This window comes from Burkholderia sp. AU33423 (assembly GCF_002223135.1).
GTDB lineage: Bacteria > Pseudomonadota > Gammaproteobacteria > Burkholderiales > Burkholderiaceae > Burkholderia > Burkholderia lata_D.
The window spans coordinates 202,805-218,502 of sequence record NZ_NKFH01000008.1 but is presented as its reverse complement, the minus strand read 5'-3'; the positions used below and the strand labels follow the sequence as shown (position 1 = coordinate 218,502).

Below are 15,698 nucleotides of genomic sequence, written 5' to 3'. Positions count from 1 at the left end.
ACGGTGACCGAGCTTGGGAAAGACATGGGAATCGCTGGATAGGGCCGGATGGTGTTAGAGTAAATTGGATGGTTTGGTGTTGCAAGCTATTGAATTTCTTGATGAAAATTGGATTTTGATGGATGTTCCCGGACTTTAATTTGGCAGACATGACCGAATCTGTTTCCTCGCCTCGCTCCCGCTCCCGTTCCAATCGTTCGTCGGCCCGTTCGCGCCCGCGTTCCGCTGCTGCCGCGGGCAGTACGTCCGCGAGGGCAACGGTGCGGTCCGGCAGTACGCCGGCCGGCGACGCGTCGCGGGACGAACGGACGCTCGACCTGTTCGGCGATCCGGTGCTCGAGCCGGGTGAGCGCGTGCCGGCCGCGGCGCGTGACGACGCGGTTGCGCAAGCCGAGGCGGCAGTCGATGTCGCGGACGATGTGGCGTCCGGGCGGCAGGCTGCGCTGGACGGGTTCAGTGCGCCGGAGGGGGTGGCCGCGGCAGGACATGTGGAAGCGGCAGAAGGTGCAGTGACGCCTGAAGACGCGACGGTGGCGCATGGCGTTTCATCGCCTGAAGGTGGTGGTGACGCAAACGTCGATGTCGTGCCGGCTTCTGGCGCGGCTGCGATGAAGGCAGTCGATATTCCCCTGGCCGATGGCGTTGCAACGAAAGCCGCCGACGTGCCTGCGGGCGATGGCGCCGCAACGGTGGCGACCAAGCTGCAAGCAGCCGATGGTGCTGCGGCGAAGGCGACCGGATCTCAAGCGGCTGATGGTGCAGTCGAGAAGGCTGTTGTTGTGGCTGCCGCCGCCGTTAAATCCCGCGAAGGGCGGTCCTCCGGTGACGCTGCGAAGGAACGCCGTGCGTCGTCGGGCGGCAAACGCCGGACGGCTGCCGGCGCAAGCGACGCGACAACGGAGCAATCCGCGCGGGTCGTGACGAGCGTTGACACGGCGCCGACGGCGGCCGGGGCGAGCCCCGTGTCGGACCCGGTGACGACGGTCGAGCCGCAGACGTCGGCGCAGCCGGCCAAGCCGGTGATTGCCGCGAACACGGTCGGCACCGCCAACACCGCCAACACCGCCAACACCGCCAACACCGCCAACACCGCCAACACCGCCAACACCGCCAACACCGCCAACACCGCCAACACCGCCAACACCGCCAACACCGCGAAGTCCCATGACGCCGCGCCGCGGGCCGACGCCACCGTATCCCCCGTCACCCAGCCGCAGGCTTCCGCTGCCTCCTTTGTCACGAAGCCGTCGGCGGAGCGCACGCAACCGCCCACGCCGGCCTTCGATCCGGATACGCACCTGCGCCCGCTGACCGACCGGCTGGCCGCACTGCAGGCCGATGTGGACGGCCTGACGCGTACGGCCGATCGCGAGATGCGCCGCGTCAACCGCCTGCTGCTGGCGTTGGCCGTCGTCGTGCTGGCCGGGCTCGTCGCGCTGGTGATGCAGACGCGGCAGATCGCGCACCTGAAGCAGGACGTCGCCGCGAAGCAGCAGCGGATCGATCGCCTCGCGGCCGATCTGTCGACGCAGCAGGCAACGCTGATGACGCTCGAGGAGCATCACGAGGCGCTTCTGTCGCAGGTCGACCGGCTTCAGCGCAACGCGAACCGCGAGGCGGCCGTCGCGAAGCGTGCTCGCCGCATGCGTTAATCGTTTCGACCCTATCATGGGAGCCAGACGGAGCAAGGATCGCCGTGATGTATCGGCGATCGGCCGTCGCGCGCATGCGGCGAACTGATGCTGTGCGCTGGCAGAGTTCAGGGAAAACCCTTAGAATGGAGTCCATCTAAGGGAAAACCCTAGCCACATCTGTCAGGAGTCTCACATGAGCTTCATCCTCGCCCTGCTGCAAAAGATCGACGACCTTTTCGTGTCCCCGCACCTGCCGCTCGACGCCGAATACTCGTACGCTGCGCGTCGTGCCGAAGCCGAGCGCGTGCGCCGTGCGCACCTCGTGCCGATCGTCCTGTACCGTCGCTGATTCGCTGATTCGCTGATTCGCTGATTCGCTGATTCGCTGATTCGCTGTCAGCGCGGCGCCCGCCGCACCTGCCTGTCCGCTTTCCGCCGCTGCATCACGCGCCGGCGCGACCGTCCCGCTACACTGGAAGTCCGATTCCGTTCACGGTGACCGGGCCATGCTGCAGATGCGGCCGATGACGGCCAGCGAATTCCATGCGTACCGCACGCGAGCCATCGACGGCTACGCGAGCGATCTCGTTTCATCCGGACAAAATGCTGTCGAAGACGCGGCCAGCCGGGCGCGCGCCTGTTTCGACACGCTGCTGCCGGACGGCCTGCGTACCTCCGGCCAGACCCTCGTCGTGCTCATCGACGGCGCCAGCGGCGACGCGGTGGGCGACCTCTGGTACGCGATCGTGCCCGAAGGGCCGAACCGCACGCTGTTCATCTACGACCTCGACATCGCCCCGTCCCGGCGCCGCCAGGGCTGGGCCACGCGTGCGCTCGAGGCGCTCGATGCGGAGGCACGCCGGTACGGCGTCACCGAGATCGGGCTGTCGGTGTTCAATCACAACGCGGCGGCCCGTGCGCTGTATCGTGCGTGCGGCTTCGTGCCGATCACGACGACTTTGATCAAGCCAGTTATTTCGGATTGAAGCCATCGGCCGGTGCCGCGTCGTCGTGCGCTAGCGATTCGACTCGCCGCGATCGGCCAATGCCGGCCGACCTCACGATCCTTCCTGCTCGCCAAGCGCCGAACGCCAAGCGCCGAGCGGCCATCCGGCCGTTCGGCACACATCACCGCCACACATCACCGCGCGCGCCCCTTCCATCTCCGCAACAGCAACGCGTTGGTCACGACGCTGACGCTCGAAAACGCCATCGCCGCGCCCGCGATCACCGGGTTCAGCCAGCCGAGCGCCGCGAGCGGCACGCCGACCAGGTTGTAGACGAACGCCCAGAACAGGTTCTGCTGGATCTTCCGGTATGTGCGTCGGGAGATGTCGATCGCGTCGGCGACGAGCGCCGGGTCGCCGCGCATCAGCGTGATGCCGGCCGTGTGCATCGCGACGTCGGTGCCGGTCGCCATCGCGATGCCGACATCGGCCGCAGCGAGCGCGGGCGCATCGTTGATCCCGTCGCCGACCATCGCGACGATCCCGCCGTGTGTGCGCTTCAGCTCGGCGACGACGCGCGCCTTGTCGTCGGGCAGCACCTGCGCATGCACCTCGCCGATGCCGAGCGACGCCGCGACGGCCGCCGCGCTGCCGCGGTTGTCGCCCGTCACGAGTACGCTCGCGACGCCGCGCGCCGACAGCGCCGCGATCGCGTCGCGGGCGCCCGGCTTCACGGTGTCGCCGAAAGCGATCAGCGCGAGCAACGCGCGCGGCGCATCGGCGCGCATCAGCCACGAGATCGTGTTGCCCGCGCGCTCGAGCTCCGCTGCGCGTGCGTCGAGCGCGGGCGCCACCGTGATGCCGAGCTCGTCGCGCCAGCGCGTGCTGCCGAGCGCGAGCAACTGTCCGCCGACACGTGCTTCCACGCCGCGTCCGGCCACCGCGCGCGCATCGGCGGCGACGGGCGACGACACCGCACCGCCGCGTGCGGCGATGTCGGCTTCGTGCGCGGCGACCACGGCGCGCGCGAGCGGATGGTCGCTCTGGCGCTGCACCGTCGCCGCGAGCGCGAGCGCTTCGTCATGCGGCACGCCGACCGCTTCGAACGCGGTCACGGACGGCTTGCCTTCGGTCAGCGTACCGGTCTTGTCGAACGCGATCACGGTCGTACGCTGCGCGAGTTCGAGCGCCTGCGCATCCTTGATCAGCACGCCGTGCCGGGCTGCGACGCCCGTGCCGGCCATGATCGCGGCGGGCGTCGCGAGGCCAAGCGCGCACGGGCACGCGATGACGAGCACCGCGACCGCGTTGAGGATCGCGGTTTCCGTGCCGGCGCCGGCGATCAGCCAGCCGACCAGCGTCAGCAAGGCGATGCCGAGGATCGCCGGCACGAACACCTCGCTCACGCGATCGACGAGCCGCTGGATCGGCGCCTTCTCGGCCTGCGCGGATTCGACGAGGCGGATGATGCGTGCGAGTGTCGTCTCCGCGCCGATCGCGGTGGTTTCGACGACGAGCGCGCCTTCGCCGTTGATCGAGCCGGCCGTGACGGGGTCGCCGTCGTCCTTCGGCACGGGCAGGCTTTCACCGGTGATCAGCGATTCGTCGATGTGCGAACGGCCCGACACGATCCGGCCGTCGACCGGCACGCGCTCGCCGGGACGGATGCTGACGCGGGTGCCGACGCGTACCTGCGCCAGCGGCACGTCGCGCTCGACGCCGTGCTCGATGACGCGCGCGCGGTCCGGACGCAGCGCGTTCAGCGCGCGGATCGCATCGGTGGTCTGGCGCTTCGCGCGCGATTCGAGCCATTTGCCGAAGCGCACCAGCGTGACGATGACGGCCGACGCCTCGAAATACAGGTGGCCGGGATGCAGGGGGGCGCGCAGCAGCATCCACAGGCTCAGCCCGTACGCGGCCGACGTGCCGAGCGCGACGAGCAGGTCCATGTTGCCGGTGCGCGCCTTCACCGCATGCCAGGCCGCACGATAGAAGCGCGCGCCGTAGCCGAACTGGACGATCGATGCGAGCATGAGCTGGAGCCAGCCGGGCAGCATCAGGTCGATGCCGAACGGCGCGACGAGCATCGGGGCGACGAGGGGCGCGCTCAGCACGGCGGACCAGATCACGAGATCGCGTTCGCGAATCGCTTCGAGGCGCTTGCGGGCGTCGGGGTCTTGCGCGGGGCTGGTCGGTTGCGCGTCAGCCCCGGCGGTGGCACCGGCTGATGATGTGGCGGAGAGCGACGCGCGGTAGCCGGCTGTGGTGACGGCAGCGATCAGCGTGGCGGCATCGAGCGCGCCGGCGCCGTGCACCGACGCACGCTCGGTCGCGAGGTTGACGGAAGCGCGCGCGACGCCCGGCACGGCGGCCAGCGCCTTTTCGACGCGCGACACGCAGGACGCGCAAGTCATCCCGTCGATGTCGAGTTCGAGATCGGCGGGGGCGGTGGCGGCTGCCGGCGGGATCGCGGCGCCGGCCACCGGCGTCGCGCCATAGCCGGCTTGTTTCACGGCTTCGGCGAGCCGGGCTGCGGTCACGTCGGACGCGGCGTCGATGGTGGCCCGTTCGGTCGCGAGGTTGACCGACGCGCGCGTGACGCCCGGCACCTTCGCCAGCGCCTTTTCGACGCGCGACACGCAGGACGCGCACGTCATCCCGTCGATGTCGAGTTCGATGCTGGCAGGCGCGGCAGGCGCGGCAGGCGACGAAGGTGCGAACGCGGCGACGCCGACATCCGTTACCGTCGGCGTCGCGCCGTAGCCGGCCTGCTTCACGGTGTCCACCAGTTGCGCGGCGGAAGCGTTCGCCGCGGCATCGACGGTGGCGCGCTCGGTCGCGAGGTTGACCGACGCGCGCGTGACGCCCGGCACCTTCGCCAGCGCCTTTTCGACGCGCGACACGCACGATGCGCAGGTCATCCCGTCGATATCGAGTTCGATGATGGTGCTGTCGGCCGGAAGCGGCTGGCGGGTAGTGGAAGCGGCTGCGGCCATCGGCGCGGGCGATGCTTCGGCAGGATGGGCATGCGGCGTCGTGGCGTCTTCGAGCAGCGGGCCGCGCACGGCGGCGCGGTAGCCGGCTGCGCCGACCGCCTCCAAGAGTTGTGCGGTTTCTACCGTTTCCTGCGCAGTCACGGTCGCCGTGTGCGTGTCGAGGTCAACAGCCGCCTCGACGACGCCCGGTACCGCGGCCAGCGCCCGTTGCACGCGGCCGGTACAGCCGCCGCAATGCATGCCGTCGATGCTCAGCTCGATCGTATGCAGCGCTGCGGAGGCAAGTGATTCAGTCATGTCGGATTCCCTGAATGCGCGGCTCATGCCGCCAATGATCACAGTATCAACATTCCCATGATGGTAAGGTCAAGCGGTGCGCGATGCATGCGAGGCAAGGCGGGCGGATCGGCTCAAGGCCATCCCTGTTCACAGGGTGCCACGGCCCGGAAAAAGCGAACGCCCGGCTTCTGCGAGGAAAGCCGGGCGCCACGTGCTTGCACGCGATCGTGTGGTTACGCGCAGAGCTTGGCGCTCGCGAGACGGTTCAGGCTGACGCCTTGTTCGGCGGCCTGGATCACCAGCGCGCGGTGGGCTTGCGGCGGGATGCGGACCTTGAATTCACCGCTGTAGGTTCGGTCGGCGATCGGTTCGGGCACCTTTTCGCCGTTCGCGGTCATGTCGCGCACGACATCGGCGACGAGCCGGCGGATCCCGGCGAGCGCGCCTTCCGGCGTCGCGTCGAGCCACGAAAGAGACGGGAACTCCGCGCACAGGCCGACGTGCTCCCCGTCCTCCGGGGACCACGTTACGCGGTACGTAAAGTGGTCTTGAGTCATGATTTCTGTTCCTTCAGTCGGTCGATCGCGTCGAGAACCTGCCGCACCTGATAGGCCTTGGCTTTCCCGCGATCGTTCTGGATATTCACTCGAGGATCGCCTTGCCACGGTGTCTTGAAAATGGCATGGCTTGAACCGGATTGGCGGGCCTGGCCGAAGTGTGTCTCGCAGACCTTGAACAGATCGCTGAATCGCACATTCGCGGGCTCGCGCCTCATTTGCTCGAGGATCTTCCAATCGCTTGCCATGCTGAATGGTGTCAATAGTGACACCACTTGTCAATCCAGATGGCAACTCGATCGCCGCCGAGACCGATCCGAAGCCGGCCGAAACCGCCTCGATGCCGCCCCAATTTCCCTGAAGATCCGGCGAAACATTCGGGACCGGTCGGCCCGCGGATACGCGCCACCCGCTAATCGGCATATTGGGGGATGCCCTGAGGCGCTATGATACCGGCCTGACATCAGCGCCCACCGTTATGAACCGTAGCGAGACGGTTGTCCGGGCAGGCTGGGGTGCCTTGCTTTCGCCATTCGCAAGTCGAACAAGGCGTTGACTGAAAAGAACGATATTCGGCCAGTAATCGATGATTGAAAACCAGCAGGAATCAGTTTCTCTGCGGCGCGCGTGCGCGTCGCTCGCCATCGCGGCGTTGCTAGCGGGGTGCGCGTCGCAACCGGACGCCATCCAGCGGAAGACCGGCTGGATGCGCGCGGAAGTCGCCGACTCCTACGTCTACGCGTATCCGCTCGTGCTGATGGACGTCGCGAAGGAAGCGGCGACGGGCGGCGACGGCGCGCAACCGGGGCAGGCGCCGCTCAACACGCTGCGCCATGCGCAGGCGCTGCCGCCCGTCGGCGCGGTCAATCCGCCGCTGCCGGGCGTCGACACGCTCGACTCGACCGGCTGGCTCGACGTCGCGACCGAACCCGTGATCGTCACGTTGCCCGACACGCGCGGCCGCTACTGGGATGCGCGCGCACTCGACATGTGGACGAACGTGCTGTGGTCGTCGTCGAGCGTGGCCGCACGCGGCGGCGCGCGATCGCAAACGATTGCCTTTGCCGCGAAGGACTGGCAGGGCACGTTGCCGAAGGGCGCGGTCCGGATCGACGTGCCGTCGGCCAATGCGTGGCTCGAAGTCCGGCTGCAGACGAGCGGCGGGCGCGACCTCACGAACGTAAAGAAACTGCAGCGCGCGATCCGCGTGGTGCCGCTGTCCGTCTACACGGGCGCGGCGCGCGGCGCGTCGGTCGCGGTGCATGCGGGCAGCGCGCCGTCCGAAGCGGTGGGCGGCGGCACGCCGGCCGAGCAGGTGGCCGCACTCGATCCGAAGGCGTTCTTCACGCGCTTCGCGCAGGCGCTGCAGGACAACCCGGCGCCGGCCGACGATGCGCACGCACAGGAACTGCTCGGCGACATCGGCGTGTCGGCCGGCTACCCGGTGCTGTGGACGGGCGACCGCCTCACGGCCGCGACGGCCGGCGTCGCGGAGGCACGCGCACGGCTCTCGACCCCGCCGTCGAACCTGCTGAACGCGAACGGCTGGAGCTGGATCGGCGATACGGCCGGCAAGTACGGTCAGGACTATACGCTGCGCGCGTACGCGGCCTACACGCAGTTCGGCACCGCGACGCGCGACGACGAAACGCTCGCGGTCGTCCGCGTCGACAGCGACGGCCATCCGCTGAACGGCGCGAACCGCTACGTGCTGCATTTCGCGCCGGGCGCGCTGCCGCCGGTGCGCGCATTCTGGACGCTGACACCCTATTCGACGAACGGCGCGCTGCCCGACGTCGGGTCGGCGCGTCGTTCGCTCGGCGATCGCGACCGCCTGCGCCGCAACCACGACGGCTCGATCGACATCGTCGTGTCGGCGTCGCCGGGCGGCACGCATGCGGCCAACTGGCTGCCGGCGCCGCGCGCCGATTTCGCACTCGCATTGCGCCTGTATGCGCCGAAGCCGCAGGCGAGCGACGGCTCGTGGATGCCGCCCGTCGTCGTCCGGAAATGAACGGATGACCGGCGGTGCTGTCCGACCGGCGGGCGCGACGGCGCCCGAACCCCGACCCGTCACCTCCTGAGCCTATACTTTCGGGATAGCGTGCGCGGCCGCCCGGTTGTCCGGCGCGGACCAGCATTCCATCCCGAGGCATTCAAGCATGGCAAGCGCAGACAAAGAAACCGTACCCTCGACCTCCCTCCATGCCCTCGGTGGCGTTGCACGCTCGCGCCGGGCGCGGCGCATCGGCATCGGCCTGCTGATCTTCATCGTTTTATTCGGACTGCTCGGGTTCTTCGCGGCGCCGCCGTTGATCCGCCATATCGCCGAACAGCAGTTGAGCAAGCAGCTCGACCGGCCCGCCACGATCCAGCGCATCGCGCTGAACCCCTACACGCTGAACCTCGAAGCCGACGGCATCCATCTCGCCGACAAAGGCGGCCAGGGCGACTTCATCGATATCGCGAAGCTCGTCGTGCGGCCGTCGTGGTCGTCGCTGTTCCGCGGCGCGCCGATCGTCAATGAAGTCCGCCTCGACTCGCCGCGTTTTCATGTCGTCCGCTACGACGCGCAGCGCTTCAACTTCACCGACTTGATCGAGAAGTTCTCGACGCCGTCGCCGAAACCCGAAAGCAAGCCGACGCAGTTCTCGGTGTCGAACATCCAGGTCAACAACGGCCGGATCGATTTCGACGACCGCCTGCTGAACGAAAAGCACGTCGTCGACAACTGGACGCTCGGCATTCCGTACATCGCGACGCTGGCCTCGAAGACCGACATCTTCGTCGAGCCGAAGCTGCGCGCGCGGTTCGACGGCAGCGCGATCGCGATCGACGGCAAGACCAAGCCGTTCGCGCAGTCGCGCGAATCGGAGATCGCGCTGAAATTCGACGGCCTCGACGTGCCGAAGCTGATCTCGTACGTGCCGGCGAAGCTGCCGGTGGCCGTGACGAGCGGCCTGCTGAGCAGCGACCTCGCGGTCAATTTCGTGATGAGCGGCGAGACGCCCGCGCTGCGCGTGTCGGGCACCGTCGACCTGAAGGACGCGAAGGTGACCGACCACGCGTCCGCGCCGCTGTTCGCCGCGCGCGGCGTGCACGTCGCGGCGGCCAGCCTCGAGCCGCTGCGCAACGCGATGCACTTCGACGAGATCCGGATCGACCAGCCGGTGGTCGACCTGTCGCGCGACAAGCAGGGCGTGCTGAACGTCGAGAAGCTCGCCGCGCATCCGGCCGCTGCATCGAAGGCCGCCGAAGGCAAGCCGGCGGCGTCGGGCGCCGCCGCCGCTTCCGCCGCTGCCGCAGCCACCGCCAGCGGCGCGAAGGTCGAAGCCGCAACGAAGGAGGCGCCGCCGCTCGACCTGACGATCCGTCATTTCGCGATCGACGGCGGCACGGTCAACGTCGACGACCGCGTGCCGGCGACGCCGACCGCGCTGTCGCTCACGAAGCTCGCCGCGACGCTCGACGGCTTCACGATGCAGGGCAAGACGCCTGCGAAATACACGCTGTCGACGTCGCTGTCGCGCGGCGGCGACATGACCGCCGAAGGCACGTTCAATCTCGCGGAGAAGCAGGTCGCGGGCAAGCTGACGGTCGCCGCACTCGCGCTTCCGGCGCTGCAGCCGTACCTCGGCGAGGCGACGCGTGCGCGCGTGCTCGACGGCACGCTCGGTGCGACCGTCAACGCGAAGGCCGACTGGGGCAAGACGCCGCTCGCCGCGCAGGTTGCCGACAGCACGGTCAGCCTGAAGTCGCTGAAGATCGCGGCGCCCGACGCGAAGGCGCCCGCGATCGTGCTGCCCGACGCGAGCGCGAAGATCGCGAAGGTCGACGTGGCCACGCGCATCGCGGAGATCGCAAGCGTCGACGTCAGCGGGCTCGCGCTCGACGTGCAGCGCCTGAAGGACGGCAAGATCGACCTCGCGGCGCTGGCCGAACCCGCGCAGGCGTCGGTGCCGAAGCGCACGGTCGCGCGCAAGGCCGAGGCCGCCGCGCCGTCGTGGCACTACCGGATCGACGCGCTGAACGTGAAGGATTCTTCCGCGAACTTCACCGATCTGTCGACGCCGCGCCCGGTGAAGCTGGCGATCAAGCCGCTGGACCTGTCGGTGCAGAAGATCAGCGACGACATGACCAAGCCGCTGCCCGTGCAACTGAAGGCGACGCTGAACCGCAAGGGTTCGCTGAACGTGACGGGCGACGTGACCGCGCAGCCGCTGAAGCTCGGCCTGAAGATCAACGGCAACCGTCTCGACGCGGCCGCGTTCGAGCCGTACTTCGGCAGCGCGCTGAACGCGACGATCGCCAGTGCGCTGCTCAACGCGCAGGGCAACCTGACCTTCGCACAGGTGAAGGACGCGCCGCGCGCGACCTATCGCGGCGACGTCGCGCTCGTCGACGTGCGGATGCTCGACAAGGCGACCTCCGACCCGTTCGCGGGCTGGCGCTCGCTCGCGCTGACGAACCTGAAGGCGAACTACGATGAGAAGGGCACCGACGTCGACGCCGCGCGCGTGACGTTCTCGAACTTCTACGGCCGCGTGCTGCTCGACGCGCAGGGGCGTTTGAACCTGAAGGACGTGGTCGCGAAGGAAACGGGCCCCGCGCAGTCGCTCACGCGTGACGCGAGCAAGGGCGAGCCGGTGCCGCTGTCGCCGGGCATGACGCCGCCGGCTGCCGCCCAGGCCGCGTCGGCCGCGGCCGCGCAGCAGGCGTTGGCGCCGGCCGCCGCCTCGGCGACGGTCGTCGTGAAGGCCGCGCCGCCGCCGCAGAACCCGGTGCGCATGCATTTCGGCGAGTTGCTGCTGCAGAACGGCCGCGTGACGTACACCGACAACTTCATCAAGCCGAACTACACGGCGAACCTCGTCGCGATCAAGGGCACGGTCGGCGCGTTCGGCACGGATTCGACGACGTCCGCGCCGGTCGACGTCGCCGCGAATCTCGCGGGCAACGGGCCGATCTCGATCAAGGGTTCGGTGAACCCGCTGATCGAGAAGCCGGCGCTCGACCTCACCGCGACCGCGCACGACATCGAGCTGACCAACCTGACGCCGTACTCGGCGAAGTACGCGGGCTACCCGATCACGAAGGGCAAGCTCAACGTCGACCTGCACTACGAGCTCGCGAACGACCAGCTGAAGGCGAACAACCACATCTTCATCGACCAGCTCACGTTCGGCGACCATGTGGAGAACGACACGGCGACCAGGCTGCCGGTGAAGCTCGCGATCTCGCTGCTGAAGAACACGCGCGGCCAGATCGACGTGAACCTGCCGGTGTCCGGCTCGCTGTCGAATCCGGAGTTCAGTGTCGGCGGGCTGATCTGGCGCGCGGTGCTGAACCTGATCGCGAAGGCCGTCACGTCGCCGTTCTCGCTGCTCGCGCATGCGTTCGGCGGCGGCGGCGAGGATCTCGGCTACGTCGAATTCGCGCCGGGCTCGTACCAGCTCGACGACGCGCAGCAGAAGAAGCTCGACACCGTCGTGAAGATGCTGACCGAGAAGCCGTCGATCCGCCTCGACCTGATCGGCCGCGTCGATCCGGCGAAGGACACGTCGGGGCTGGGTGACGCGTACGTCGATCGGCTCGTGCGCCAGCAGAAGCTGAGAGACGTGGTCGGGCAGGGCGAGAGCATCGATCCGATGTCGGTGAAGGTCGAGCCGGCCGAGTACAGCAAGTACCTGACGCGCGCGTACAAGGGCGCCGACTTCAAGAAGCCGCGCAACGTGATCGGCCTGCAGAAGACGCTGCCCGACGCCGACATGAAGAAGGCGCTCGCCGAACATGCGCCGGCCGACGACAACGCGCTGCGTGCGCTCGCGCAGCAGCGCGCGCAGGCCGTGCGTCAATACCTCGACGGGAAGATCGATTCGAGCCGCGTGTTCGTCGTCGCGCCGAAGCTCGACGCGAAGGGCATCGAGGACAAGGGCGCGACCACCCGTGTCGACTTCGGCCTGCAGTAAGCAGGCCATCCGCCGCCGCGCCCGTTCATCCGTTCGGGCGCGGCGGCGCGTTTCCTTCAGCGCGCGGCGATCGCCGGTTCCTCGCGCTTGCCCAACTCCTTCTTGGCAGCCAGCGGCAGGCGCGCGTCGTCCCACTGCGCCAGCCATTCGACTTCCTTCGCGGTGAACACCTGTCCGTAGTTGCGCAACGCGTACTGCAACGCGTCGACGACGTGGTGGCGAATGATTTCGGGGGTGCGTGCATCGTCCAGCACGAACCGGAGGGCTTCCAGGGTCGACATACTCGTGCTCCGGGTCAGGGAAAACCCTTTATCACACGCCAATAGTCGCGCGCCAAGCCGGAAAAAAAATCGTGTGGCAAGTGACGCTTCGGACGGGTTGACCGATGCACCGTAGCAGTGCCGGCAGGTGCGCGCGCCCATCGCAATGTGCGCCAGGCCACCTTGCTTTGCGACCGATTCGTGTCACTTGCGATTGGTTACGTTTGATAGAAAACAGAAAGCCCCGCTTCATGCGAGCGACCCACGGCGCAGCCATATTCGTGCGCGCCTGATGGCAAGTCACGCAGTTCAACGTCAATCGATGAGGTGGGGTGATCATGTCTTTCCTTGGTAAGCAGCGGAAGGTGGTGGTGATGGTGGCGGGCGTTTTGGCGCTCGCCGGTGCGGGTGCGCACGCCGCGCAGCAGGACGGCAACAGTCAGGGCGAGGACCGCGGCCACGCGAGCCGCGTCGTGAAGCACGTGCTGCTGATCAGCGTCGACGGCCTGCACGAGCAGGATCTCGCGCGCTGCATCGGCGCGAATACGTGCCCGAACATCGCGGTGCTCGCGCAGCACGGCGTGACGTACACGAATGCCTATACGCCGGGCCTGTCGGATTCGTTCCCGGGCCTCGCCGCGCTCGTGACGGGCGGCTCGCCGAAGACGGCCGGCCTGTTCTACGACGTGTCGTACGACCGCAACCTGTACGCACCGGGCGATACGAGCTGCTCGGGCAAGCAGGGCTGGAACGTCGTGTTCGACGAGACGACCGGCATCGATGCCCAGAACGGCGGCGCGCTGGTCCACCTCGACGGCGGCGGCGCGTTCAACCCGCAAGCGATCCCGAACGCGAAGGTCAACGGCAAGTGCGTGCCGGTCTATCCGCACAACTACGTGAAGACCAACACCGTGTTCGAGGCCGTGAAGGCCGGCATCCCGAACGCGACCACCGCTTGGGCTGACAAGCACGCGTGGGGCTACGACTGGCTGAACGGGCCGTCGGGCACCGGCGTCGACGATCTGATGCGCACCGAGATCAACTCGATCGACCCGGTGACGAAGACGGACTACACCGACGTCTATTCGCATACCGCGCAGTTCGACAACCTGCACGTGCAGGCGCTGATCAACCAGATCAACGGCCGCGACTCGACGGGCACGAAGAGCGCGCCGGTGCCGACGCTGTTCGGCGGCAACTTCCAGACGCTCAGCGTCGCGCAGAAGGCGTCGGTCGCGAAGGGCGGCGGCTATCTCGATGCGAACTTCACGCCGAACGGCCAGGTCGCGAACGCGATCACGTACGTCGACAACTCGATCGGTCATATCGTCGCGGCGCTGAAGCAGGCGAACCTGTATTCGTCGACGGCCGTGATCGTCACGTCGAAGCATGGCCAGTCGCCGACGGATCACACGAAGCTCGTGAAGAACGGCGACACGCTGACGAAGCTGCTCGAAGCGAACAACTACATCGACCCGAACGGCAACTTCGGCCAGAACAACACGAAGACGGGCAACCTGAACGACGGTTCGGGCCTGGTCGACACGGGCTTCGTGCAGACCGACGACGTCGGCCTGATCTGGCTGCGCGACCGCAACCAGCGCACGGCCGTGGTGCAGACACTGAAGGCGAACCTGGGCTGCAACGCACCGGGGATCTGCGCGGACGGCTCGCAGGCGTACATCCTGTACGGCGCGGCGCTCGCCGAGCGCTTCGGCGATCCGGCCAACGGCCGCACGCCGGACATCGTCGTCCAGCCGAATCCGGGCGTGATCTACACGTCGAGCACGAAGAAGGACGAGGAGCACGGCGGCAACGCGCCGGACGACAGCCACCTCGGCCTGCTCGTGTCGTATCCGGGCCTGCATCGCGCACGCACGGTGACCGACACGGTCGGCACGAAGCAGGTCGCGCCGACGATCCTCGGGCTGCTCGGCGCGAACCCGCGCCTGCTGCACGCGGTGGTGGCCGAGAATACCGGCGTGCTGCCGGGCCTGGGCATCGGTCAGCACTGACGACGGTTGCCGGACGCCGCTGCCCGGTGGTGTCCGGCAAGGCGGGGCGCGCGGCCGAGCGCGTCCCGCCGCATGACGTATGCGGGCCGGCTTACGCCGGCGCGCATTCGTCCAGCATCCATTCCCGGAAGTGCCGCAACGCTTCGCTCGTCTCGAGGCGCTCCGGCGCATAGCACAGGTAGTGCCCCTGCGCGTCGACCTCGACGGGCGCGTCGAACGGTTCGACGAGCGTGCCGGCCGCGAGATTGTCCGCGATCAGGAAACGCGGCACGAGCGCGAGCCCGAGCCCGGCCTGGGCTGCCTGAATCAGCACCGAATACTGCTCGAAGCGCGGCCCGGCGAGCGCGTTCATTTGCGTCGCGCGATGACGTTCCGCCCACGCGGACCACGCGATTTCCGCCTGCTCGTGCACGAGGCGCGGCGCCGTGACGGCGTCGGCGGGCGTGCGCAACGCGTGCCGCTCGCCGAATTCACGCGTACAGACCGGTACGAAGGTTCGCCCGTCCAGGTAATCGCTTCGCACCCCTTCCCAGGCGCCGTCGCCGTAGCGGATCGCCGCGTCGAGCCCGAACGGAAAGATGTCGCCGTGCGCGAGATGGCGGCGAAAGCTCAGCGTGACGCCCGGCGCGACGGCCAGGAAACGCGAGAGCCGCGGTACGAGCCACTTGGTCGTAAACGTCGGCACGCTGGCGATCGTCAGCAGGTCGCCGTTTTCGCGCGCGCTCAGCAGTTCGATCGACGCGTTGCCGATCTCGCGCAGCGGGCCGGCAACGCGTGCGTGGTACACCTGCCCGGCGCGCGTGAGCACGAGGGTGCGCCCCTCGCGGGCGAACAGCTTCACACCGAACAGCGCCTCGAGATTCGCGATCTGCCGGCTGACCGCGCTGGGCGTCAGGCCCAGTTCGCGGGCCGCGTAGGAAAAGTTCAGGGTCTTCGCAGAACAGGTGAATGCGTGCAGTTCCGAGACGTTCGGATACAGGTGCTTCATCGCGACTATTCCTTCGGCGCACAGATCGATGCGGGCTTTGTACGTTTTTTTCA

11 protein-coding genes are annotated in these 15,698 nt (G+C 68.0%); 6 read left to right on the top strand and 5 right to left on the bottom strand.

Going from position 1 to position 15,698, the window contains the following annotated elements; genetic code table 11:
- The first annotated feature begins 149 nt into the window (after window positions 1–149).
- From CFB50_RS39170 to CFB50_RS32305, 3 genes are all read left to right on the top strand, one after another.
- On the top strand, window positions 150–1,652 hold the full coding sequence (locus tag CFB50_RS39170; RefSeq protein WP_179254263.1) for a flagellar hook-length control protein FliK: 1,503 nt from the start codon (window positions 150–152) through the stop codon (window positions 1,650–1,652).
- A gap of 175 nt (window positions 1,653–1,827) precedes the next feature.
- The gene (locus tag CFB50_RS39715) at window positions 1,828–1,983 is read left to right on the top strand and encodes a hypothetical protein (RefSeq protein WP_006481665.1); all 156 of its coding nucleotides are present in this window, start codon (window positions 1,828–1,830) and stop codon (window positions 1,981–1,983) included.
- 157 nt (window positions 1,984–2,140) lie between these two features.
- Window positions 2,141–2,620 carry a GNAT family N-acetyltransferase gene (locus CFB50_RS32305; protein ID WP_069252683.1) on the top strand — a complete coding sequence of 160 codons (480 nt, stop codon included), beginning with the start codon at window positions 2,141–2,143 and terminating at the stop codon, window positions 2,618–2,620.
- A 155-nt stretch (window positions 2,621–2,775) separates the two neighbouring features.
- On the opposite strand, the gene CFB50_RS32300 is transcribed toward CFB50_RS32305, so the two are convergent.
- From CFB50_RS32300 to CFB50_RS32290, 3 genes are all read right to left on the bottom strand, one after another.
- Window positions 2,776–5,874 carry a heavy metal translocating P-type ATPase gene (locus tag CFB50_RS32300; RefSeq protein ID WP_089448597.1) on the bottom strand — a complete coding sequence of 1,033 codons (3,099 nt, stop codon included), beginning with the start codon at window positions 5,872–5,874 and terminating at the stop codon, window positions 2,776–2,778.
- A gap of 215 nt (window positions 5,875–6,089) precedes the next feature.
- Complete coding sequence (locus CFB50_RS32295) at window positions 6,090–6,413, bottom strand: type II toxin-antitoxin system HicB family antitoxin (RefSeq protein ID WP_060074480.1); 324 nt, start codon at window positions 6,411–6,413, stop codon at window positions 6,090–6,092.
- Window positions 6,410–6,661, bottom strand: a complete 252-nt coding sequence (locus CFB50_RS32290; protein ID WP_089448596.1) for a toxin HicA — start codon at window positions 6,659–6,661, stop codon at window positions 6,410–6,412. The genes CFB50_RS32295 and CFB50_RS32290 overlap by 4 nt, the downstream gene beginning before the upstream one ends.
- 338 nt (window positions 6,662–6,999) lie before the next feature.
- Between CFB50_RS32290 and CFB50_RS32285 the strand changes: the two genes are divergently transcribed.
- Together CFB50_RS32285 and CFB50_RS32280 are read left to right on the top strand one after the other, a co-directional pair.
- Window positions 7,000–8,427, top strand: coding sequence for a DUF1254 domain-containing protein (locus tag CFB50_RS32285; protein ID WP_089448595.1), 1,428 nt, complete (start codon window positions 7,000–7,002; stop codon window positions 8,425–8,427).
- A gap of 148 nt (window positions 8,428–8,575) precedes the next feature.
- Window positions 8,576–12,382 carry a DUF748 domain-containing protein gene (locus tag CFB50_RS32280; RefSeq protein ID WP_089448594.1) on the top strand — a complete coding sequence of 1,269 codons (3,807 nt, stop codon included), beginning with the start codon at window positions 8,576–8,578 and terminating at the stop codon, window positions 12,380–12,382.
- Window positions 12,383–12,438: 56 nt separating this feature from the next.
- On the opposite strand, the gene CFB50_RS32275 is transcribed toward CFB50_RS32280, so the two are convergent.
- Window positions 12,439–12,663: a hypothetical protein gene (locus CFB50_RS32275; RefSeq protein ID WP_027790361.1), complete on the bottom strand. Its 225-nt coding sequence runs from the start codon at window positions 12,661–12,663 to the stop codon at window positions 12,439–12,441.
- 317 nt (window positions 12,664–12,980) lie between these two features.
- On the opposite strand from CFB50_RS32275, the gene CFB50_RS32270 reads away from it, so the two are divergent.
- The gene (locus tag CFB50_RS32270) at window positions 12,981–14,657 is read left to right on the top strand and encodes an alkaline phosphatase family protein (RefSeq protein WP_373452983.1); all 1,677 of its coding nucleotides are present in this window, start codon (window positions 12,981–12,983) and stop codon (window positions 14,655–14,657) included.
- Between the two features lie 91 nt (window positions 14,658–14,748).
- Here the strand turns inward: CFB50_RS32270 and CFB50_RS32265 are convergent, their stop codons facing one another.
- Window positions 14,749–15,645: a LysR substrate-binding domain-containing protein gene (locus CFB50_RS32265; RefSeq protein WP_089448592.1), complete on the bottom strand. Its 897-nt coding sequence runs from the start codon at window positions 15,643–15,645 to the stop codon at window positions 14,749–14,751.
- Window positions 15,646–15,698 lie beyond the last annotated feature (53 nt).